27 protein-coding genes are annotated in these 23323 nt (G+C 36.5%); 20 read left to right on the plus strand and 7 right to left on the minus strand.

Features of this window, described 5'->3' with window-relative positions:
• Position 1: 1 nt before the first annotated feature.
• The gene (locus NAT51_RS05085) at positions 2 to 1771 is read right to left on the minus strand and encodes a 1-deoxy-D-xylulose-5-phosphate synthase (RefSeq protein WP_250596013.1); all 1770 of its coding nucleotides are present in this window, start codon (positions 1769 to 1771) and stop codon (positions 2 to 4) included.
• Between the two features lie 25 nt (positions 1772 to 1796).
• Positions 1797 to 2417 carry a hypothetical protein gene (locus tag NAT51_RS05090; RefSeq protein WP_250596015.1) on the minus strand — a complete coding sequence of 207 codons (621 nt, stop codon included), beginning with the start codon at positions 2415 to 2417 and terminating at the stop codon, positions 1797 to 1799.
• Positions 2418 to 2475: 58 nt separating this feature from the next.
• Between NAT51_RS05090 and NAT51_RS05095 the strand changes: the two genes are divergently transcribed.
• The gene (locus NAT51_RS05095) at positions 2476 to 2919 is read left to right on the plus strand and encodes a nucleoside deaminase (RefSeq protein WP_250596017.1); all 444 of its coding nucleotides are present in this window, start codon (positions 2476 to 2478) and stop codon (positions 2917 to 2919) included.
• Positions 2920 to 3073: 154 nt separating this feature from the next.
• Here NAT51_RS05095 and NAT51_RS05100 read toward each other — a convergent pair whose 3' ends face one another.
• Together NAT51_RS05100 and aspS are read right to left on the minus strand one after the other, a co-directional pair.
• Positions 3074 to 3271, minus strand: coding sequence for a cold-shock protein (locus tag NAT51_RS05100; RefSeq protein ID WP_250596021.1), 198 nt, complete (start codon positions 3269 to 3271; stop codon positions 3074 to 3076).
• A gap of 145 nt (positions 3272 to 3416) precedes the next feature.
• Complete coding sequence (gene aspS / locus NAT51_RS05105; RefSeq protein ID WP_250596023.1) at positions 3417 to 5165, minus strand: aspartate--tRNA ligase; 1749 nt, start codon at positions 5163 to 5165, stop codon at positions 3417 to 3419.
• A 704-nt stretch (positions 5166 to 5869) separates the two neighbouring features.
• On the opposite strand from aspS, the gene NAT51_RS05110 reads away from it, so the two are divergent.
• The 3 genes from NAT51_RS05110 (at position 5870) to NAT51_RS05120 (ending at position 7773) form a co-directional block, all read left to right on the plus strand.
• Entirely contained in the window at positions 5870 to 6337 is a 468-nt protein-coding gene (locus NAT51_RS05110; RefSeq protein ID WP_250596025.1) for a DUF4352 domain-containing protein, read from the plus strand.
• A gap of 79 nt (positions 6338 to 6416) precedes the next feature.
• Positions 6417 to 6824: a hypothetical protein gene (locus tag NAT51_RS05115; RefSeq protein WP_250596027.1), complete on the plus strand. Its 408-nt coding sequence runs from the start codon at positions 6417 to 6419 to the stop codon at positions 6822 to 6824.
• 400 nt (positions 6825 to 7224) lie between these two features.
• Positions 7225 to 7773, plus strand: a complete 549-nt coding sequence (locus NAT51_RS05120; RefSeq protein ID WP_250596029.1) for a hypothetical protein — start codon at positions 7225 to 7227, stop codon at positions 7771 to 7773.
• Between the two features lie 25 nt (positions 7774 to 7798).
• On the opposite strand, the gene NAT51_RS19655 is transcribed toward NAT51_RS05120, so the two are convergent.
• Complete coding sequence (locus NAT51_RS19655; protein ID WP_262921785.1) at positions 7799 to 7924, minus strand: hypothetical protein; 126 nt, start codon at positions 7922 to 7924, stop codon at positions 7799 to 7801.
• 146 nt (positions 7925 to 8070) lie between these two features.
• Here NAT51_RS19655 and NAT51_RS05125 point away from each other — a divergent pair, with 146 nt between their 5' ends.
• From NAT51_RS05125 to NAT51_RS05190, 15 genes are all read left to right on the plus strand, one after another.
• Entirely contained in the window at positions 8071 to 8550 is a 480-nt protein-coding gene (locus tag NAT51_RS05125; protein ID WP_250596031.1) for a hypothetical protein, read from the plus strand.
• 75 nt (positions 8551 to 8625) lie between these two features.
• A complete protein-coding gene (locus tag NAT51_RS05130) occupies positions 8626 to 8904 on the plus strand; it encodes a hypothetical protein (RefSeq protein ID WP_250596033.1) in 279 nt (92 codons plus the stop codon).
• A gap of 23 nt (positions 8905 to 8927) precedes the next feature.
• Positions 8928 to 9365: a hypothetical protein gene (locus NAT51_RS05135; protein WP_250596035.1), complete on the plus strand. Its 438-nt coding sequence runs from the start codon at positions 8928 to 8930 to the stop codon at positions 9363 to 9365.
• Positions 9366 to 9395: 30 nt separating this feature from the next.
• Positions 9396 to 9854, plus strand: a complete 459-nt coding sequence (locus tag NAT51_RS05140; RefSeq protein ID WP_250596037.1) for a hypothetical protein — start codon at positions 9396 to 9398, stop codon at positions 9852 to 9854.
• A gap of 97 nt (positions 9855 to 9951) precedes the next feature.
• Positions 9952 to 10572 carry a hypothetical protein gene (locus NAT51_RS05145; RefSeq protein ID WP_250596039.1) on the plus strand — a complete coding sequence of 207 codons (621 nt, stop codon included), beginning with the start codon at positions 9952 to 9954 and terminating at the stop codon, positions 10570 to 10572.
• A 111-nt stretch (positions 10573 to 10683) separates the two neighbouring features.
• A complete protein-coding gene (locus tag NAT51_RS19790; protein WP_394799684.1) occupies positions 10684 to 10983 on the plus strand; it encodes a DUF6922 domain-containing protein in 300 nt (99 codons plus the stop codon).
• On the plus strand, positions 10907 to 11695 hold the full coding sequence (locus tag NAT51_RS05150; protein ID WP_250596041.1) for a nucleotidyl transferase AbiEii/AbiGii toxin family protein: 789 nt from the start codon (positions 10907 to 10909) through the stop codon (positions 11693 to 11695). Before NAT51_RS19790 ends, NAT51_RS05150 begins: the two co-directional genes overlap by 77 nt.
• 154 nt (positions 11696 to 11849) lie before the next feature.
• Entirely contained in the window at positions 11850 to 13370 is a 1521-nt protein-coding gene (locus NAT51_RS05155; RefSeq protein WP_250596049.1) for a hypothetical protein, read from the plus strand.
• Between the two features lie 246 nt (positions 13371 to 13616).
• Complete coding sequence (locus tag NAT51_RS05160; protein WP_250596051.1) at positions 13617 to 15584, plus strand: T9SS type A sorting domain-containing protein; 1968 nt, start codon at positions 13617 to 13619, stop codon at positions 15582 to 15584.
• A 23-nt stretch (positions 15585 to 15607) separates the two neighbouring features.
• Positions 15608 to 16015: a hypothetical protein gene (locus NAT51_RS05165; protein WP_250596053.1), complete on the plus strand. Its 408-nt coding sequence runs from the start codon at positions 15608 to 15610 to the stop codon at positions 16013 to 16015.
• Between the two features lie 353 nt (positions 16016 to 16368).
• Entirely contained in the window at positions 16369 to 17031 is a 663-nt protein-coding gene (locus tag NAT51_RS05170) for a hypothetical protein (protein ID WP_250596055.1), read from the plus strand.
• A gap of 89 nt (positions 17032 to 17120) precedes the next feature.
• Complete coding sequence (locus tag NAT51_RS05175; protein ID WP_250596062.1) at positions 17121 to 17627, plus strand: endonuclease V; 507 nt, start codon at positions 17121 to 17123, stop codon at positions 17625 to 17627.
• Positions 17628 to 17643: 16 nt separating this feature from the next.
• On the plus strand, positions 17644 to 18276 hold the full coding sequence (locus NAT51_RS05180; RefSeq protein WP_250596064.1) for an SMI1/KNR4 family protein: 633 nt from the start codon (positions 17644 to 17646) through the stop codon (positions 18274 to 18276).
• Positions 18277 to 18387: 111 nt separating this feature from the next.
• Positions 18388 to 18879, plus strand: coding sequence for a hypothetical protein (locus tag NAT51_RS05185; RefSeq protein WP_250596066.1), 492 nt, complete (start codon positions 18388 to 18390; stop codon positions 18877 to 18879).
• Positions 18880 to 19118: 239 nt separating this feature from the next.
• Positions 19119 to 20420, plus strand: a complete 1302-nt coding sequence (locus NAT51_RS05190; RefSeq protein ID WP_250596068.1) for a phage integrase SAM-like domain-containing protein — start codon at positions 19119 to 19121, stop codon at positions 20418 to 20420.
• A gap of 604 nt (positions 20421 to 21024) precedes the next feature.
• On the opposite strand, the gene NAT51_RS05195 is transcribed toward NAT51_RS05190, so the two are convergent.
• The gene (locus NAT51_RS05195) at positions 21025 to 22491 is read right to left on the minus strand and encodes a lipopolysaccharide biosynthesis protein (RefSeq protein ID WP_250596070.1); all 1467 of its coding nucleotides are present in this window, start codon (positions 22489 to 22491) and stop codon (positions 21025 to 21027) included.
• Between the two features lie 54 nt (positions 22492 to 22545).
• Positions 22546 to 22911 carry a helix-turn-helix domain-containing protein gene (locus NAT51_RS05200; RefSeq protein ID WP_250596071.1) on the minus strand — a complete coding sequence of 122 codons (366 nt, stop codon included), beginning with the start codon at positions 22909 to 22911 and terminating at the stop codon, positions 22546 to 22548.
• 186 nt (positions 22912 to 23097) lie between these two features.
• On the opposite strand from NAT51_RS05200, the gene NAT51_RS05205 reads away from it, so the two are divergent.
• The gene (locus tag NAT51_RS05205; RefSeq protein ID WP_250596073.1) at positions 23098 to 23277 is read left to right on the plus strand and encodes a hypothetical protein; all 180 of its coding nucleotides are present in this window, start codon (positions 23098 to 23100) and stop codon (positions 23275 to 23277) included.
• Positions 23278 to 23323: the final 46 nt, after the last annotated feature.

The following is a 23323-nucleotide window of genomic DNA, read 5'->3' on the forward strand; positions in this document are numbered from 1 at the left end:
CTTATAGTTGACCAAAATAATCTTTAAGTACTTCTATACCAATACCGGCAATATGGTGCAATTGAGGAACAGTACCTTGCTCGATGAATTCATCCTTAACCCCAATCTTTTTGATTGAAATCGAGTAGTAGTTTTCCAAAAAGAATGAAGACACCAGACCTCCAAAGCCACCATTAACAGTTCCTTCTTCAACAGTTATGATTTTATGGTACTTCTTTCCTATCGAATTGAGCATCTCTTCATCCAATGGTTTTACAAACGGAAAATGGTAATGGGCAAAGTTATCAGTATCCCCAACCTGTTTTAGTGCTTCAATTACATTGTTACCTATTGTTCCGGTAGACAAAACCGCTATTGCATTTCCTTCCTTCAGACGAGTTCCTTTACCAATTGGTAATCTTTCAAGAGGTTGTTGCCAGTTTTGGATAAAACCGCGCCCTCTTGGATAACGGATTGCTATAGGATACTCCAGACCAAGTTGTGCAGTATACATGATATTGCGCAGCTCTATTTCATTTAAAGGCGCAAAAACGATCATATTCGGGATACAGTTCAGGTAGGCCAAATCATACAAACCATGATGTGTAGCGCCGTCCTCCCCAACAAAACCTGCACGGTCAAGACAGAAAATAACCGGCAGTTTCTGAAGAGCAACGTCATGTATCAACTGATCATAAGCCCTTTGCAAAAAAGTAGAATACACATTACAAAAAACAGTCATTCCTTGTGTTGCCATTCCGGCGGAAAGCGTCACGGCATGCTGTTCGGCGATGCCTACATCAAAAGCCCGCTCAGGGAAAACCTCCATCATGAACTTCATGGAAGAACCCGAAGGCATAGCTGGTGTCACCCCTATAATCTTATCGTTTTGTTTTGCCAGTTCAACCAATGTATGTCCGAAAACATCCTGGAATTTAGGCGGCAGATTATCCTCTTCTTTAGGATATATTTTACCTGTTTCCGGGTCAAACTTACCGGGAGCATGGTACTTGACCTGATTCTCTTCTGCCAACTGAAGCCCTTTCCCCTTAGTGGTAATCACATGCAGGAATTTAGGTCCGCTTACCTTTTTTAAACGGTTTAACTCGTTAACAAGCATATCAAGATTATGTCCGTCTATTGGACCTGAGTAATCAAAGCTCAGCGCCTTGAAAATATTATTCTCTTCATGAACATTCCCTTCCTTGAAAGAAGTCAGGTATTCCTTAAGGGCGCCCACACTCGGATCGATACCGATAGCATTATCATTTAATATAATCAGAAGGTTTGCATTAGTTACACCCGCATGATTCATTGCTTCAAAAGCCATTCCTGAAGCAATAGAAGCATCACCGATAACTGCGATATGCTGTTTATCCTTCTCTCCTTTTAAATCAGAAGCCAAAGCCATCCCTAAAGCTGCCGAAATGGATGTAGACGAATGCCCAACCCCAAACGTATCGTAAACACTCTCAGAACGCTTCGGGAAGCCCGAAATACCATCTAAATCCCTATTTGTATGAAACACATCCCTCCTGCCCGTCAGAATCTTATGTCCGTAGGCCTGATGCCCAACGTCCCAGACCAACTGATCATCCGGTGTATTGAAAACATAATGCAGTGCAATGGTGAGTTCGACCACACCGAGGCTTGCGCCTAAGTGACCTTCTTTTTGGGAAATAATATCGATAATAAAATCACGGAGTTCCTGTGCCAGGACCGGAAGCTGTGACGGTTCCAATTTCTTTAAATCGGAGGGGGAATTTATGGAATGTAATAATTTGCCTTTCATGTCAGGCAAATTTAGTTCATTTAAATTAATTATTCCCTTTTATCTCTTTAGGCGGAACAGGTTCTATCTCAACAGCCGGGGGCTCAGCTAGCATTACACCCATAGTAACCTGAGGAACCTCAACTTCTTTTGACGGTTTCGGTTTAACGAACTTCACCTCATCTACTTTAGGTTTTGGCGGTGGCGGAAGTACTTTGCCCGGTTTAGACGGATCATACTTCACTTTACCTACCTTGATGCTTTCTACTTCAGGTACCGGATCTACCTTTACGTAAGTAGTATCCTCCATGACTTCCACTTCACCCAGCGTTTGACCGTTGTAGTTTTTACAACTGAACAAAGTAGTACCCATCACTACAAACAAAGCCAGAAGAAAAGCTTTATGGAAACTTCTCTTTTGATACAGAACCGTTTCGGGTACCGTAAATGTGAACTCAGGCTCGAGTTGGTCCTTTCTGAACCTGCCGCATATCTTTTTATCCTTGTTTTGGTTCAGATAGTCACTTACTTCTTCGTTATCGAGGCCAGTAAAGTCGACCACCGATTTAGCACAGACACCACAGAAGCGTCCTTTATCTTCTTGGGTCATGGCGTTCCAGTCTTCGTGACACGGTTTTGGGATGGAGATTTTGTAATTGGGAGTCATAGCTTTGTATTTATCTTAAAAGTAACAAAAACTGTTCCAATATTGTACATTTGCGGTTATGGAGAACATTTTTACTGACGAATATTTTATGAAGAAAGCCTTACAGGAGGCTGAGGCTGCTTTTGAGCGGGGCGAAATCCCTGTGGGTGCGGTAATTGTGGTAGACAACAGAGTTATAGCCCGCAGTCATAATTTAACCGAGATGCTGAATGATGTGACTGCCCATGCCGAGATGCAGGCTATTACTGCATCGGCGAATTTTCTGGGCGGAAAGTATTTAAAAGGCTGTACACTTTATGTAACACTGGAACCCTGCCAGATGTGTGCCGGGGCACTGTACTGGAGCCAGATCAGTAAGATCGTATATGGAGCTGCCGATGAACACAGGGGATACCGCAGTATGGGTGGAAAACTGCATCCAAAAACCGAAGTGGTGACCGGTGTGATGGAAAATGAATGTTCTGATTTAATGAAGGATTTTTTTAAGAAGAGAAGGCCCTAGCCCTGATAGAGCCGGCATCCTTTTTTTTGTTTTGCAAAAACAGGAAAAAGATAAAGGCGAAAGCAGGAAATAGCTCCTGAAAACCAATAAAAAACCACGTCATTTCTGACGTGGTGTAACCTTCATTCTGGTAATCTAAAAATACTATATATAATTAGCCAACTACTACTACGTTAGTAGCTACTTTACCTTTTCTTCCGTCTTCTTCTGTGTATGAAACTTTTTCACCTTCTTTTAACTCTTTACCGTTAGTACCAGTAATGTGAACGAAGATGTCTGCTCCTGTTTCATCATCAGTGATGAATCCAAAACCTTTAGATTCAACAAAAAATTTAACTTTGCCTGTGCGCATTCTTTTGATAAAATAAATTAATAATAAATCAAAGATATACTTTTTATTGAGACAAAAAAGTTTTCTTATAATTTTTTCAAAATATAATTGATTTTGTTACAATCCTGTACAACAAAAAAGTGGGCCTTAGCCCACTTTCTTTTTCTTATTGATTCAGCTTAATTGCCAGTTCGTCCAATTGTTTGTTATCGATTACAGAAGGTGCATCGATCATTACATCACGTCCTGAATTATTTTTAGGGAATGCGATGAAATCACGGATGGTTTCCTGACCTCCTAAAATAGCTACCAAACGATCCAAACCGAAGGCTAAACCACCATGTGGAGGCGCTCCGTACTGGAAGGCATTCATTAAGAAACCAAATTGGTTTTCAGCCTCTTCGGCAGAGAAGCCCAATAATTCGAACATTCTTGCCTGTAAATCTTTATCGTGGATACGGATGGAACCACCACCGATTTCGTTACCGTTCAGTACCATATCATAAGCATTGGCACGGATATTACCCGGATCTGTAGTGATCAGGTGTAAATCTTCCGGTTTAGGGGAAGTGAACGGGTGGTGCATGGCGTGGTAGCGTCCGCTTTCCTCATCAAATTCCAATAACGGGAAATCGACTACCCACAGCGGTGCGAATTCGTCCGGTTTTCTCAGTCCTAAACGCGTGGCTACTTCCATACGCAAAGCACTTAACTGTGTTCTGGTTTTGTGTGCAGGACCTGACAACACGAAGATGATATCCCCTTGTTTTGCTCCTGTTACTTCTGCCCATTTCTTTAAATCTTCCTGATCGTAGAATTTATCTACCGAAGACTTCAGGCTACCGTCAGCTTCCAATTTACAGTACACCATTCCTGATACCCCTACCTGCGGACGTTTTACCCAGTCAATAAGGGCATCGATTTCTTTACGGGTGTATGCAGCACCGCCCGGAACGGCGATACCCACTACCAATTCGGATGAATTGAACACTCCGAAATCTTTATGTTGTGCTACGGCATTCAACTCACCGAACTCCATACCAAAACGGATGTCCGGTTTATCGTTACCATAGGTTTTCATGGCATGCTCATACGTCATTCTCGGGAATTTATCTACTTCGATTCCTTTGATTTCCTTTAACAGGTGACGCGTTAAACTTTCAAATATATTCAGGATGTCTTCCTGTTCCACAAAGGCCATTTCACAATCGATCTGAGTGAACTCAGGCTGACGGTCGGCACGTAAATCCTCATCACGGAAACACTTCACGATTTGGAAATACTTGTCCATACCTCCCACCATCAACAACTGCTTGAAGGTTTGCGGTGATTGTGGTAAGGCATAAAACTGCCCCGGGCTCATACGGCTTGGCACGATAAAGTCACGCGCTCCTTCCGGAGTAGATTTAATCAAATAAGGAGTTTCCACTTCGCAGAATCCCTGATTTGAAAGGAAGTTACGCACTTCCATTGCCACTTTGTGACGGAATAACAAGCTGTTTTTTACCGGGTTTCTTCTGATGTCCAGGTAACGGTATTTCATACGGATGTCTTCCCCTCCGTCTGTTTCATCTTCAATAGTGAAAGGTGGTGTGATAGCCGAATTCAGGACTGATAATTCGGAAACCAGAATCTCGATATCACCTGTTTGCATATTCGGGTTTTTGGATTCGCGCTCGATCACGGTTCCTTTTACCTGGATTACGAACTCACGTCCAAGAGTTTTAGCCAATTCGAAAACGGCTTTATCAGTACGGTTTTCATCAAAGATCAACTGAGTGATTCCATAGCGGTCGCGTAAATCGACCCATACCATAAAACCTTTATCACGTGATTTTTGCACCCAACCGGCCAGGGTTACTTCTGTATTGATATGTGCGGCATTTAATTCCCCACAGTTATGACTTCTGTACATTTTTGTAAAATTTGAATGCAAATTTAAGGTTTTTTTGGAATTATGAATTATAAGTTATGAGTTATGAGTACGTTTTGACTGAAAGATTGTAGGAGGTTAAGAAACTGAGGAATTGAAGGATTACCTATTAACCGCTGTCAGGGTTGGTAACCGCTGACAGGGTTCGCGTCAAATTCCTAAATCCAAGAAGTCTAAAAATCTAATTGTCTAACTGTCCAATACTACTTGGCTTCGGCTCCGCTCAGCCACCGTCGGCTATTTGATATTACTTTGATACTACTTGGCTTCGAGAACCTCAGCCACCGTCGGCTACTTTGATATGGATTTGACACGACATATACACGCTATAAATACGCTATAAATACGCTATATATACGCTATATATACGCTATATATACGCTATATATACGCTATATATGTTATTAACACCAACCGGGATCCGGAGTATTTATTGTGCCTGTAGGGAAGTTTTTATAATTGGTTCATCCTATTTTAACCACTAACCGCTGTCAGGGTTTGATACTTCGACAGGCTCAGTAACCGCCGCTGTCAGGGTTACGATACCGGATATTAACTTCTTCAATTGAGAGATTAAGCCGTCCATATTTTAAAAACCTGACACTGGAAATAAATTATCTTTGGAGAATTCCAACCTTAAAAACAGAAAAGAGCCGGAAGCCTCAATCTGCATAAAACATTCCGATATGAAACAAATTTTGATTGTTATATTTATACTGTCATTTATTGGACTCCATTCGTTTAAAAGTTACAACACCGACTATGTACTGACGGTTAAAAAGGGTAAAACCATAAAGAGAAACAAGCAGTTGTATTTAATTGTTCCGGTTACCCTGACAAACAATTCCAAGGATATCTTAAACTATCTGAGCATGTCATGCTCTTGGGAAGACCTTTATGTTGTAGACCATAAAAACCTTACAATCGAAGGTTCGGTTTGTGACAAAAACATCCCTACAATTTTGACATTGGCACCAGGAAAAAAGAAGACAGTTGCCTTAAAATTAATAACCGGCCAAGTATCAGGCACAGCGAAAAAAGAGTTTAAGATTGGCTATAATTTGATAAAATCAACTAAAAGGCAGGATCTTTTCCAGTATAGCACGTTAAAGAAAAAGAAGAATATAATATGGTCGAACACCGTTTCGATTTAAACGGACAACAAGCATTCACCCAGGACAATCTTCCACTAAATAAACTATCTTTACAACAAAACCGTTTAACCGAACAAAAATGAAACTGCCCATAATCCTGATTCTTTTTACCCTCAATATTTTGGGACAAAATGCTAAAACCGAAAACAATCCGGAAAAAATGATTATGACCTCAGGCAGTCAAAATTCAAGGTATAAAACAGTTAAAATTCACAACATCAATTTTGATTTAGCCGTAAAAAACAAAGACACGGTTTATTTACAGACAACCGACAGTAAGTTTATTACCAAAGAAGGGATTTATGTTGGGAAAAAGCTATGGGAATTACCCTTTTACATCAAACAAAACCTAACCAAGGAAGACGGCTGGGGGTTCTTTTACAATTTACCTTCCGGATGGTCCATTGGTTTCTGTGAAGGAAAGACATGTACCGAAAATTACCCAAAAGATGACTCCGCAGTTAAATGGATATTCAAGCGAAAATAACACAACAGGCCGGATTCAGGCAAAGCAGAAACTTGCATCGGCAACTAAAAAACTTAAATGATCAGAAAATAAAAGAACAATGGAAAATTTTAATATCAGCATATTCATAACTTCAATTATTGTTTGGCCTACTGGTATTTTACAAGATTATCAACAACAATCCGTCAGAAAAAAGGAATCAACCGAACCCCAATCCGGGCATACAAAATCAATTTACAGACAGTCAGCAAACCATTGACCAGATTCATCAGCAAAACCTTATGAACCAAACAATAACTGACCAACAAAACACGCACAATCTTTTGAACCAGACAATGAACGACCATCAAAATATACAAAACACAATAGATCCCCAACCGCAACAAAGTTTCACTGATAATTAGTTTAAAAACCCCAACACATGACAGTTCAAGAATTACAAATCTTTATCGATCATTATTCTGCAAGGGATTTTGACCGGATCAAGCTTATCTGGAATGGCAAGTACGGAGAGGATTTTGCAGACGAAAACTACGATTTCCGAGTACAGGTATGTGAGTTGGCCGTTTCCAGGATTGACACCGTACCCATTGAATTGATCAGGGATTTATACCTTGAAACCGGTAAAACCTCCCCTATGACCTTTGGCGTTTACAATAAATTCCATCTTCTTGCCGACGAACTCCTGAAACGGGGCGGAAAGGAATACCTGTTAGACTACATACGGGGAGCCTCCCATTCGATGGATACAGGAATGAGTTCCGGAAGACTGACCCTTTCAAAAGAAAGCGCAAAAGAGCTGTTGGATTATTTTGATGAGTTAAAATCGGCCTCAACAAATCCTGAGGAACAAAAACTCCTGAACGACCTTATCAGAAACCGGCTTGAACTCATTTCAAACCGGGTGGAAAACAGGGACAACAACCCATCAAAAAGAAAGAGCTGGTGGGGTAAATTATTTGGACTTTAACCACCCTGAATGTCAAATTTACAACTTACGAAGCAGCAGCCGAAAACAACGAATTCCGGACATTAACCGCTGTCAGGGTTTCGATACCGGATATAACCTTCTTGGGTTGGCTGTTGTACTGATTTACAATTTGTTCTAACAATAAAACCATACTTTCAAAAGATTATCCTTTTCTTTACGTAATAACCGCTGAAAGTTTTATTTTTGAAGTAACTGTAAAAATAATGCCCGGTTTTATCCGGATTACAGTAATACATCAGTACAAATATGAATTAGCTGCCCTTAAAAATTAAAAAAATGAAACACTCTTTGCTATTGACTGTCTTTTTATTTGGAAGTATCCTGTGCGCATACGGACAGAAGAAAATCACGTTTGAGCAGGTTGCTTTTGAGTACTACAGAGACTCGGTATTCAAGCACTATAAAGGCAAGGACAAGATAAAAATCAGCAAAACCCCTATAGCCGACTACAGCTACTGGAATGTTAAATGCCTGAAAGAATTTGCCCTGACGATCAACGATACGGCAGCAGGAGTTACACCGTCCAGAATAACCGGCATTATAGACATTGGGGATGACAACCGTTTTGAACTAAAGAAATTCAAAAAGAATAAATCCGGGCAGGTTTTTGTAACCCCGGTCCTAAGTTTTGAAACCGGCCAGAATATTGTGGCCCTTATTGAAAATCTGGACGGGACATTTGTTACTTACTTATTTGACATTACCGGTGACGGAAAAATAAAGAAATGGCGTAAAGAACGTTTGATGATTGAGTAAAGCCGAAGGATCATCTCCTCCAATCTCCAAAACAAGAACGTAAGACAAAAAAACAATTAACCAACCATCAAAAACATGAAACCAAAAAACTTAGCTGAATTAAGCGACCAGGAACTTTTACAAAAGAGCAAAACCCTAAAAACCGGTAAAATAATTGATGCCGTGCTTGTTGGTTTTACCATTGGGATTGTTATTTACAGTGCGGTAAAAAGCGGTTTAGGCTTTTTTACCTTCTTCCCTTTGCTCATCACCTATGTGGTTATTAAAAACTCGAAGAACAATGCGGTTTTAGCGCATGAAATCAGGAACGAGTTAAAATCCAGAAAACTGGTGGAGAATCAGGATGAAGCTTAAAAGAATTCCATGTAAAACAGTAAATGAAACACTTTATTAACCTAACTGCTTTTGTTTATATTTTCCTTTTGAGTGGTAAAGCAGCATATACCGAAGCTTTTAAAGCGAAAGACATCCAACAGGAACAGACCGACAACATCATTCTTGGCGAAGACATTAGCGAAATCAATGCTTATGTCAAAAACATTTATGCGAAGAACGGAAAAACATGTGTAGACATAGATCTTGTCCAATTCAAGTACCGGAATACAGATGAACGGATAGTCATCAATAAAAATCCAAAAATCAGGACCTATATACTTGATAAAAACTCGTTGATTTATACTGATGACTGCAAAGAAGCCGGACCGTCTGATTTAATAAAGATCAGGGACCGGATATTAAAAAACAAATCATTGCTTATTGTGGGGCAATCCAAAAGCGGCAAAATGGTGAGTATTAATTTTGGGTGTTTTGGGTAAAAAAGCAACATACAAATTATAATCCAGCACATGAAAAACCTGCTTAATCTAATACTGTTATTCAGCTGCCTGTGTACGGCACAAATTGACCCTAAAAATGTAACATTCCGTTATATTACAAAAGGCCGTATCGGCGATTGTATTGATGTGGAATTTGAAGTCTGCCGGGATTCTTCTGTGTCAGTCTACAAATATATCGAGCGAAGAGAGTTTTCCGTAAGTGACAACAAACCCCGGACGAAGGTAATGTCCGCTTTTGAAATCAGCAGAACAGTGTATGCTTCATTGATTAGTGAATTGGAAAACGCTTTCCGGTTAAAACCAGAAGAGGAAGAATACGATTGTTTTCACTCCAACTTACTCATTGTCCATTTCAGCAGAAACGGCAAAAAAGAAGAACTCTCGATGTCCTGCATTGAGCCTGATGCAAATTCCACGGGACTGAAATTACTTAGGAAGTTACTGAAAATAATCAACGAAAAAAGTTAGTCAAACCCTTCTTATTGCCGGTATTTACTTCTGCAATACAGTTTTACTTTAAATCTCCGAAAATCCGTAACTTAGTGTATTGCTAAGCGTTATGGTTATGAATGTTATATTGTTTTTCATTCTCATCACAGTCCTTCAGTCGTGTACGTCCAAAAAATATACGGTCATACGGCAACTTCCGAAAGGAATTAAATCAGCCATTGAGGAAAGATACGTCATCCTTAATGACCGGAAAGAACTTTTGCAGAAAAAGGAGATGATCTTTACGGGAAACGGTCGTATCCGATACTCCAGAACCGTTGATGCTTCCGGAAATTTAATGCAGGAAACCCACAAGAAGTTATGGTTCATAACCGAATCCTATCCCGATAAAGAGAAGTATTACTGTAAGACACGCTGGAAACCCGGACAACGTGAACGCATCAGTTGTTATACCCAGAAACAATACAAGCAGAATGAAGCTGTTTATTATTACAATACTGACGGTACCATTGCTAAAATAGTGGATAATTTTACGACATTCCATACGCAGTATTATTACTATACCGATAACGGACTTTCTAAAATAGTCACCAAAGACCAAAATGACCGGATGGTTGATGAGCTGTTGATATCCTGTATTTCAAAAGATGAAAGAGGGACCTGTTTGAAAGAAAGCAGGGTTTCGGATGCAACTGGCCGTAAAGAAGAATGGCATTTTGTGCCTGTTTATGAGTGATTGGAGAGCACGATTTGATAAAAAAACTAACGTAATTAGCTTACAAAAATTAAAATTTGCACAAAATTTGATGTATATAAAAAACAATCATTACTTTTGTCTTAACTACTTATGAAAAAGACTGTTAACATATTAGAAAAAATACCAAATTACGTTTTTTGGGACTTGGACATGAACAAACTCAACATCCAGGAAGATTATGATGTTATAATATCTCGCATCCTTATGTTTTCAGACTTATCAAATATCACTGAAAATTTATTGTTTTTAGAAAATATCTATACTAAAGAAATAATAAAAAAAGTAGCTATATCTTCAACTGAACGGATTTCAGATGAAATTTGTTCAGTTACCTCAAAAAGATACAATATTTCTATCAAAAGTAAATTCAACAAGTATGTACATCTCTAATGAATTAGAGACAACTATTAAAGAATTACAACAATTAGATTCATTAAATAGTTTCTATTTAGCTGGTGGCAGTAATTTAGCAATAAGATATTCTCACAGGGAATCAATTGATATTGATTTGTTTTGCGAAAATATCATTGGTGTTAGTGGTTTTGAGCTAATCGAAAAAGAAATAAAAGAAACATTCAAAGACAGAGTCCTGTCTATTACTTATCCTACAAAACAAAATGATGAGCTCGTTTTTCTTCGAACTATTATTTCAACGAATAAAACAAATATTAAAGTTGAAATAATACAAGGATTTAAATTATTCAATCCAATTGAATTAATCAATGAAATAAGACTTGCCAGCGAGATTGACATAGGTCTTTTTAAATTAGATTCCATAACCAACAGATATGCAGAGAAAGATTTATATGATTTAGATTATATAACTGAAAACCGAAATCATTCTTTAAACAAACTAATGGAATTGTACGAAAAAAGAAAAAGCTATTATATTGAAAATGAGATAAACACAATATTCAGTTTATCAAATGAATATTGCCCTATTGAAAATACTGAATTATTGATTTTAGAAAATCACAAAAAAGACAAAGAAAGAATACCTTTCCATTCAGAATCAAAGCTAAAAAACAATAAAACATTACTTACATATCACAAGTCAAATTGGAAGATAAAAGTAAATACTTATTTAAAAGAGAATAAATAAAAAAGCATTCTTTACTACATTTTAAGCAATAATTATTGACTATCCTTTCCATTTTTTATTTACCATAAATAGAAATTATTTTCTATGAGAAATCCTGTTTAACATACCCGCCTATTTTTATATATTTGATTGCGGCAAAACCACTCACAATCAAATGAAAACAACGGACGACTTATTTGTATTGATAAAATCCCTGACTAAAACCGAGAAAAGGTATTTTAAAATTTACACTTCCAAAGGGAAAGATTCGTCTACGAAACACAATTACCTCAAGTTGTTTGATGCCATTGAAAAGCAGAAAACGTATAACGAGGAAGAAGTGATTGCTACCTTTTCAGACAGTAAGTTCATCAAACACCTGCCTTCGGAAAAGAACTACCTGTACAATCTGATTCTGAAGACGCTGCATTTGTACCATTCGGCGTCTGATGACAACATCAAAGCCGCGGAGTTGCTGCATTACTCTGAAATATTGTATAGCCGGGGACTTTTCAATCAAAGTGAGAAACTGATTGACAAATACAAAAAAGTGGCTTTGACCCATGAAATGCCGGTACAGTTAATCAAATCAACCCGTCACCGGATTGCTTTATCGTTACAATCATCCAAGAATTCCAAGAAACTGGAGCGGGAGTTAATCCAAACCATCCATGATTCGAAACTCGCTTTGGAAAAGATCCAGAACCTGCAGGAATACCGGGAATTATATGTCCAGTTTTTGCTACTGATCCGGAAAGAAGGAGAATACATCCGGAATGATTCGGGACAATCGAAATTCACACCCATCCTCAACCACCGTTTGATGTCTGACGAAAGTCTGGCACTCACCAATGATGCCAAGGCCATATTCCATTACATCAGCAATACCTACCAATATATAATCGGGGAAGGTTTGGAAAGCAATTACAACTACTATTCGGAACTGACCCAAAAAGAAGCATTTGATCTTTCCGAAGAAACCAGAAGACTTTCCAACTTCTGTGAAATCTGTATCAAAATGGGCAAGTACAGTGATGCCATGATCTTACTTGAGAAAATGAAATCATTGCCCGCCAAATCATTTCTGGAAAAAGGCAAACAGTTTTACCGGTATTATGACAATCTGCTCTCCCTGTATAACCAGACCGGGGAATTTGAAAAAGCTGAACAACTGGTTACTACGGTAAAAACAGGTATCAAACAATACGAAACCGTTATCCATAAATCCAAGATAATCAGTTTATACTTTCACTTTGCTTATTCCTATTTTGGCGTTAAGGATTATAAAAACGCGTTACAACAGATTCATTACATTGTAAACGACCCTTCTGATCTCCGAAGGGATATCCTTTGCCATACCCGCATGTTGCAACTTATGATTTACCTTGAGACCAATGATATGCTTTCGATAGAACATCTTGTAAAGTCCAGCCGTTATTTCTTTTCCACAAGGGAAAAACTGTATAAATACGAAGAAGCCCTTTTTTCATTCTTTAAGAGGATTTACCTGATTACGGATGAAAAAGAAAAAGCCAAATTATACACACGGTTACATTTAGAGCTCACCGCAATTTCCAGACCCTTTACTGAAAAGGAAATCAACTTTTACACCCATCAGATTAATTGGATTGAAAGCAAAATCAGCAACAGTTGTTTTGTTGAAACCTTAAAATCAAACCATAATTTATTCGCTTAAAAAACAGTTAGAAATCCAAAAAAGAATCATTTTATATTTCTCTTAATAACGGTCATCACACGCTGTAAACCATCTCTTTAGCCCAATCACCAAAACAATTAACCCATTGATTATCATAGATTTTACCTTTGCTTAAAAATTATTTAAAGTAAGCAGGCAGTTTGAATTCCAAAAGTTGGCCTAAATTTTACTTTCTTCCTTTTTCTTCCCTTGTTAGGTTTGCGCAACCAATTAAAAAAACTAACAATGAAAAAACTCTATTTTACGTTATTATGTCTTGGAATCCAGAGCATAATGACCTCACAGACAACCCTTGTAAATACCGGGTCCTCCTGGAAATATTTAGACAACGGTTCCAATCAGGGAACGGCATGGAGAGCCACAACCATAGATGAAACGGGATGGTTACAAGGAAATGCCCAACTGGGATATGGGGACGGAGATGAAGCAACCGTTGTGAGTTACGGACCGAGTTCTAGCAGTAAATACATTACCACTTACTTCAGAAGAACATTTACAGTTACCGATGCAAGCTTATACCTGAATTATACTTTAAACGTAAAAAGAGATGACGGCGTTGCTGTTTATGTGAATGGCAATGAAGTTTACAGAGATAATTTAGCAGCCGGTGCATCCAATACAACTTTAGCTACACTTGCCAGTGATGACGGGGCTGGCTTTCAGACTACAACATTACCGGCAGGCACATTTGTAACAGGGAGCAATACAATAGCGGTAGAAATCCACCAGAATGCGGCCAACAGTTCGGACATCAGTTTTGATTTAGGGCTTATCGGTAATACAACAGCTGCACCATCAGTTTCCCAGAAACATATCAGATGGGGAACTACAAAAAACACATTGGAAGGCTTAACTGTTTCATGGACAAATGCAACTACTGCCACCACCGATCAGATCAAATGGGGATATACGACCGGATATGAACAGGGAACTTCCAATGTTTCTTCAAGAGCGGGTTATGCGGCAGCTACGAATAAGTTTTTCAGCTTCACCTTTCCGGGTGTGTTGACCCCTAATGCAACGATATACTATTCACTGTATGATTCGGTATCCGGTGTTTGGTCGGCCCAGAAAACCTACACCACTTCCCCACCTTTGAATACCAATACCTTTTCGTTTGCGGCGGTGGGTGACAGCCGTACCAATGTAGGCGTATGGAATACCATTTCCAACTTAACCCATGCGAAGAATCCTGCATTTGTGGTATTCAACGGAGATATTGTAGATACCGGAAGTTCGGCATCACAATGGGATGCGTGGTTTGACAACGGATCAGGTCTGATCAATAATAAATTGATTTTACATGCCCAAGGGAACCATGATGTGGCATCAGCTTCATACTATCAGAACATATTTGATTTACCTAAAAACAATACTCCTGCCACTGAATTGTATTATTCAGTCGATTATGGAGAAGCTATTTTCATCTGTTTAAATTCGGAGACACCGGCTGATGCGGCTCAATATTCATGGTTGACCAGTACTTTGGCCGCCAATGCCAACAAGAAATGGAAAATCATTTCGTTCCACAGGCCTTTTTACACTGTAGGTCCACACGCAGGGGAGATGGATGCCCAATGGAACACCTGGTTTAAAGCCTTTGACGATTATGGGGTGGATTTACTTTTAACCGGTCACGATCATTTATATGAAAGATTCAAGCCTATCAACAGAAATGTAAGCACAACTGTTCCCGTAGCCAATTACGGCAGTTTAGCTGGGGAAGGCAGATGCCAGGTCGTTTGCGGAGGAGCCGGAGCCCCCTTGTACACACCGGGAACCTCTTCTTTATTGCAAGCGTTTAAATCAGATTACCATTATGTGATGTTTGATGTGACCAATACGACACTTTGCGGAACCGTTTATGATGATACCAATGCGGTTATTGATAATTTCTGTATCAACAAGCCGTATTTGTCGACTGACCCACCAAAAGAAACTTTCTATCCGATTAAATTGTATCCGAACCCGGTAAAAGAATCCTTCAAAGTGGACTATTCTTCCCCGAATACCGGAGATGTAAAAATCAACATCTATGATATCAAAGGAAAATTAGTTGCTTCGGAAAAGGCCATGAAAGAGAATACCGAATTCACCTACAGTTATAATGCTTCTTCATTAAAAGCAGGTGTATATGTATTTGAAATCCAGATGAACAACCAGAAAGACAGTTCGATCTTAATCCGTCAGTAATCACTGAAAAACTTACTATAACTATGCTGAGATTTTATATTGCAACTGTAAACGACAAACTGGAGATACTGGCCAAGATTGGTGTCTTCGGCACCTTTCTGGGACACGGGATCGTGGCTATCGGAGTCAATCCGAAATGGATTCCTTTACTGACCTGTTATGGATTCAGTGAAGAGCAGGCGGTTGCAATCATGCCACTCATTGGCATAGCTGATATTATTGTTGCACTTACTATTTTATTATATCCCATCAGGGCGGTCGTGGTTTGGGCGGTCCTGTGGGCCCTCATGGCTGCATTAAGCCGGCCGATATCCGGTGAACGGTTTGTGGAGTTTGTAGAGCGGTCGGCCAACTGGTGCCTGCCTTTACTGTTGCTTTTATTGCTTGGGATTCCCAATGACCTTAAAAGCTGGTTTAAAACAAAAGAATGAGAAAAAGAGGACCTTGAGTCCTCTTTTTGTTTTTAACTGATGAGACGGAAGCATTCCGTCTCTACTGCACTTTGATTGCACTTTGATTGCACTTGGCTTCGAGAACCTCAGCCACCGTTTTGCACTTACGGGCAAACCGGAACCGGGTATCTTTATTGTGTTAGTGAAAAAAATATTTGAGTTTAACCGCTGTCAGGGTTTGATACTTCGACAGGCTCAGTAACCGCAGCTGACAGGGTTGCTTTGCGGATTTTGACTTCATGAATTGACAGATTAAACCTAAAAAACAGCCCCGGAATTATACTACTTTCGGTATATTTGTAAACATCAGCACTAAAAACCGAAACCTTAAAATGAGAACACTTATTGTTATTCTATTTTTCACGATTTCCACTTCATTTTTTGCCCAAAGCAATGAAATTCAAGCATTATTTGAGGCTTGTTCCAAAGATGCAGTGCCTGATGATTTTGACTATTTTAATTTAGTCGATTCAAGTTTTATAATGACATTTGACAGATACGATTTGGATGTAGTAGATGATAAAGAATTTCTCGAAAAATACAAGGACTTTAATCCTGAAGAATTTGCCCAAAAAGCCAAATCAACAAAAAAAATCAACTGGCGCCAATTCAACCATCCAAAAGCCAGAATGTATTCTTTTGATTCCATTCCCAAATTTCCATGCTGTATGAGAAATAATATTGTCGTATTGAGTGATGAAGAATCGGTCCTGAAAATTAGTTTTGTTGCCTATAATCAACTCCGGATCGAAACCGGAAAAAACAGAAGCGAAGAAGAAATCAATGAACTAGCTGAAGCTGCGTGGGATCATTATGAAAAAAGTACCGCAAAAGAAAAGAAAGTGTATTTCAAATTTTCGACACCTGTCTTTTCCGAAAATAAAAAGTATGCATTGATTAAGATTAACAATTCCGGGAGTGGAAAATATTATGTTTACAAATTAGAGAATGGGCTATGGAAAAACATATACCGATTTGGATATTGGGTGGGCTAGCAACTCCAATCAATCTTTCCCCATTTCATTTATTTAAACCTAATTCCACGCCAATACCACTTTAGCACAAAAGAAACCATTTCATAATTATGATCTTAGCCTTTGACACTTATTATTTTGAGGACAGCGCCAAAACCGTTTGTATCCAATTTGAGGAATGGACAGACAGTACTGTTACCCATACTTATGAAGAAACATTATCGGGCATTGAAGAATATAAATCAGGGGAATTTTACAAGCGCGAGCTACCCTGTATTTTGAGTTTACTCAAACAGATAGACTTATCAACCTGTGAAGCCATTGTCATAGATGGTTTTGTTGTATTGGATGACGAACAGAATCCGGGGCTTGGTGATTATTTACACACTAGTTTAGAGGGCAAAATACCCGTTATCGGCGTAGCCAAAAACAACTATTCCAAAATTCAGGAATACCAAAGGGAGATTTTCAGGGGAGACAGCCAAAAAGCTTTGCATATAACCGCAAAAGGGATTGATATTGACCAAGCGGCCGGATTTATCCAGAGCATGACCGGACAGTACAGAATACCGGATTTACTAAAAAAAGTGGATGGAATCGGGAGAGGGAATGTTTAAAGCCAAACTTATAATTATGAAAACACTAACCGAGAAATTTCATGTTTTACAAAAGTTAAACGAAAAAACAAAAACATTTATATTCCAACCGTGTTTAAATGCGGTTGAAATTGAAAAATTCGAATCCAAATTCAATATTAGTTTACCGGAAGACTATAAATACACCATTAAAAATCTTGCAAATGGGATCTACTACAACGGACTGGAATCTTTACGTGTTTTTGAGAAAATGGATCCTGACAATGCTTTTTTTCTTCAGGACGAATATGTCTGGTCTGAATTTCCTTTAGACAAAAGGTTATATTTTGGTTATCCGGGCCAGGACATACAAAAAGAAGAAGATGAAGAGTCGTGGTATCCTTATGAGACAGAGTATGTTAATGACTCAAATCCATATAATAAAGGAGGAACCACATACAATACGATAAACATTCTTTCAACAGGATGTGGAGGATATGATTTCATTGTTGTTAACGGAAAGGAAAAAGGAAATATATGGTGCTATAACAAGCTTTCAAATAATGATATTTATCCTCTGTATAATTTCGAAAAAAATATGAAACGAATTAGCTTTGGAGACTGGCTTTTATTTACAGTTGAGAAATTGATTGATTTTGAACAGAAGAAAATCACTGACAACAATCCATAACTTGAATTAAACTTAAAGACAAGGATTTTAATTCTTTAAAAGAAGTGTGTTTGAGTTATATCAGTAAAATCAAGTGATATCCGGCACCTCCTAAAGAATTCCAACCATTGCATGAAAAGAAAGCTAACCAAAACCGAATTAAGAGAAATCAACACCGGACTGCCTCATATCAAAAAACAATTGTACGAAAACAGGGAGCTTTACCAATCAATTTGCATCAGTGTCTTTGAAAAACCGCTTAAAGAGGAAGAATGTTGGCAAATTTATGATACAGATAAAAAAACAATTGCAGAGAGAAGAAAAAAACTGGAAGATGTGTTGGTTGATTTTTTCAACTTAACCGATGTTTATTTGTGGAGACATAAAAGACATTACAGAATTTTGTTTTACAAACCCGGCTCACTCCAGAACCTACTCAGACATTGCGACATCCTGAATCAGACCTGGGAAAGTGGTCACCGTTATGATATTCTTTTACCTGAATATTCTGCTGTTTACAGTGAAGAATGGGATTGGACGACAATAATTTGGTACAGGGATTATGAAAAGATCAAGCCATTATTAGAGGCCGTTAAAAAATCTGGATTGTATTTTTACCGTTAGAACCCGGTTGATTCTGTTTGAAATAAAAAAAGCCCAAACATAAGTCTGGGCTTTTTTGTGCGGGTGATAGGAATCAACCTCCCAATTAAGTAAAATTAAATCGAATTAAAAAAAATTATAAAGCCTATATTTGGCGAGGTTTTTGCTAAAATCACAATAAAAGCAAACCTCCTTTAATTAAGCTGAACTAATAAATTTCGGGGAATAATAGGGGAATACAAAAATGCAATACATAAAATATGGCAACAAGTAAATTCAGAATTAAAACCTCAAACGATTGGAATACTATTTTTTATCGTTTCAAACACAGCAATAAGTTTGATATTGAGTGCTCAACTGGAATACAAATTCCCAACAAGCGTTGGAGCAATTCAAAACAAGAAGTTTTACAAACCAACGATATAAACTTTAAAGAAATAAACCTTAAACTCAAAGACCTTGATTCAAAAATAAGGAAAGATTTTGAAGATGCAAAACTCAAATCTGAGACCATTAATACTAATTGGTTAAAAACAAAAATCAATGTTTTTTTTAATCGAGAAACCAATAATGACACAATAAATTCAAGCATTTTTTTAACAAACTATATAGTTTCATTTATCGAAGAATCTAAAACAAAGAAAACTAGAAACAATACTCCAGTAAAACCAAGAACAATTCAACATTACAATACAACTTTAAATAAAATTATAGCCTTTGAGGAGCATATTGGCAGTAGAGTAAAATTAACTGACATAACTATTTCATTTCATACAAAATTTCTTGAATTTCTTGAAAACAAACAAAAACTAAACCCAAATACAATTGGCGGATATATTGATGACATCAAATTATTTTGTAATAATGCTGATAAAAAAGACATACAAATTTCTAAAGAATTTAAACTTTCAGAATTTTATACCCCATCTAACAAAACAAAAGACGTTTATCTCAAAGAGGATGAAATAAATTCAATATTTAGTTCAAATTTTGAACAGGACTACTTGGACAATGCTAGAGATTGGCTAATAATTGGATTAAGGACAGGATTTAGGATTTCAGACTTTTTAAAGCTTACAAAAAAGAATCTAATACATGGCTTTATTGAAAAGCAAACCATAAAAACAGATTTTCCTGTAATTATACCTATCCACAATCAAGTGAAATATATTTTAGAAAAGCGTAATGGAGATTTCCCCAGAAGAATAAGTGACCAAAAATTTAATGACTATATCAAAATTATTTGTAAAGAGGTTGGAATTTCAGAAATTGTCGAGGGAGCAAAAATTGTTGAGATTGAGATTAAAGAAAATGGTAAAAAGAAAAAAATACATAGAAAACAATTTGGAAAATTCCCAAAGCATGAATTAGTAACATCACACATTTGTAGGCGGTCATTTGCAACAAATTTATATGGTAAAATTGACACGCTTACTATTATGAAAATTACTGGTCATCAAACAGAAGCCCAATTTTTGAGTTATATTAAAATCACTCCGAGAGAATATGCTGAAAAGTTAAAAGCATATTGGAAAAATGCTTCAACAATTATGTCAGAATAAATTCCTTTAAATAGTTATAGGCTTTTATAGAGTATACAAATCAAAAAACAATATAAGGAACGTAGTTTAAGAATTGCCGAATAAATCAAGAATTGATTTTAGTATCTGTGTCTTGTTCTGAAATAATGAAAACTGGTTTTTCTTTTGGTTGGAATAATACTTTAATTCAAGTAAAATGGCTGGTTTTCAATGTTTTTTGTTATTTATCAATATAAAAAACTGGTTGTCATTTTAGCTGAAACTGGTTTCTGTTTTTGATAGTGACAAAACAATAAGTACATACTTAAAAAGTATTGCAATACTATCGCCCGCGCTTTAAAAACATATAAAGACATGTAAATTAAGAATTTATAGATTTTTTTTGTTTTGGTTTTTGCTGAAAAATTGCCGAAATTTTTCTTTCTTTTTTAAATTTTTCAGATAGAAAATTGACAGAAAAAAATATTATTCCAAATCTTATTCAATCTGAAGGGAATAAAAAAATACCGAATAGTGCAACATTTAGCTTAATTTAAACTATTTTTCATTTACATATCCAAAATGACTTTACCATTCCAATTAATATGTAAATGTAATTTCCATTTATTCAAGAAAACTTTTAATTTCATGTTTTTACATTTTTGATGATTAATTTTAAAGTCTCTTTTTCGTTATAATATGTAAAGTAAATAAAGACCAATAATAAAGGTATTCCTACATAATAATTTTCTCTAAAACCATAAAATGAAATTATGGAAAATACTATTGAAATCATGAGATAGCCAGCTATTTTTTTTATATCATAAGGAATAGGATAATATTTATTTCCAAAATAATAGGAAACAAACATCATGCTTCCGTATGCCGAAATTGTTGCAATCGCAGACCCGTAATAACTCATAGTTGGAATTAATAAAAAATTAAGGATTAAAGTTACAAATGCACCAAAAACTGAAATATAAGCACCTATATATGTTTTGTCAATTAGTTTATACCATACTGAGAGATTAGTATAAATTCCTAGAAAAAAATTAGCTAAAATTATCAGAGGCACAACTTTCATAGCTTCCCAATATGATGAATCTCGAATCATCATAAATTTAAAAATGTCTGCAAAAACAATCACAAATAATAAAATAAATGAGCCTAGTATAACAAAATATTTTGTTATAGTTGCATAAGTCTGAGGAGCATCTTCATTTGAAGAATGACTAAAAAAAAAGGGTTCAATACCTAATGTGTATGCTGTCCTGTAAAGAACCATAAATAGCCCTAACTTATAACATGCTGAATAAACACCTACTTCAGATTCAGCGATTTTAACAGGCAATAATTTTGCTAGAAGAATTTTATCAAACTGTTCATTTATTGCAAATGCAATACCCGCTACTAAAATAGGTGAACCGTAAAGTATCATTCTCTTCCATAAATCAAAATCAAATTTCCATTTAATTTTAAAATAAATAGGTGATAGTATAATGAAAGTAACCAAACTTGCTATAATGTTAGATATAAAAATATAACCTATTTGAAAGTCTTCAAAATAAAGTAATTTTAAAAACCCATTGGGTTGTGTTTTTGCAATTCGAGGTAAATAAATTAAAAACCACACATTCAAAGAAAGGTTAATTATTACATTCCCTATTTTGATTATTGCATATTGCATAGAATTTTGATTAGCTCTCAATCTTGAAAATGGTATAATTACAAGTGCATCGAGTACCAAAATCCAAATTGTGAAATTTATATATTCAACGTCTATTCCCAAAAAAAGAGCTAGTGTTTTTTGGTATAAGAGAGCTATAATCAAAAAACTAATTGTCGAAGAGAAAATTGAAATAATAGATGTCTCCAAAACGTTTTCTTTATCAGATTCTGTGTTGTAGAACCTAAAAAAGGTTGTTTCCATTCCATAAGCTAATACTACATTAAAGAAAATCATATAGGCAAAAACTTCTGTAATTTTACCATAGGCAACTTTTGGAAGTAAATCTGTATAGAGAGGGACTAATAAAAAACCGAACATTCTAGGTAAAACAGTTGCTAATCCATAAATGGCGGTTTGCTTGAAAAGGTTTTTATATAAACTCAAAACATTAAATTTAAAATATTGTACTATTTGTTAAATTAATTAAATACATGTATATTAATAAGTTTCATTACTCTTTTTCATCTTTTTATCAACCTCAAGCAATTTGCGAAGAAAAGCAATCTCATCTTTTAGAGTTTTAATATGATCTTTGTCTGATTGAAAAACAGTAAAATTATATGCTTCAACATCTCGATTGTCAATTTGATTCCTCCTTTTTGAAAAATCTTCTGCAAATAGGTATGAAACATTAACATCTAAAACTTCAGATATTTTTCTTAATTTGGGAACGGTTAATCTTTTATCATCTTTTTCTAAACGACCATAATTACTTTGTGTAATAATTAATTCCATAGCCATTTTTTCTTGCGAAATATTCTTTTCTTCTCTTAATTTTCTTATTCTTAATCCAACTGTATTCATTACGTAAATATATAAGTGCGAAAATACTTGTTTATATTTAAAATATAGATTGTGGATTTAAAATTTTTCTCTTTTTTTTACATAAATTATCGTGCAAAAAATTCTTTACCAAGTGCACGTGGGAAATTACAGAAAGATTGTCATGAATAGTTTTAAATCAAGTATTAATCATCTAAAAAAATGAAGATGGAAAACAAAAAATTAAGCTTAGATGCCTTCAAACAAATGGCAGAAAGCGTGCAAACTGAAGACGTGATGAGACAGGTCGAAGGTGGACTAGAAGGTTGGGGAGACTGTCACGGTTACTGGGGCAAATTAGGGAAGTATTTTGAAATGGGTGATCCTATTCACGCTAACTACCCATAATTAATAATATTGTTCAAGAAACTAATAACCCGAGCCAAACTCGGGT

It is taken from the genome of Flavobacterium amniphilum (assembly GCF_023634845.1).
In the GTDB taxonomy this organism is placed as follows: Bacteria; Bacteroidota; Bacteroidia; order Flavobacteriales; family Flavobacteriaceae; genus Flavobacterium; species Flavobacterium amniphilum.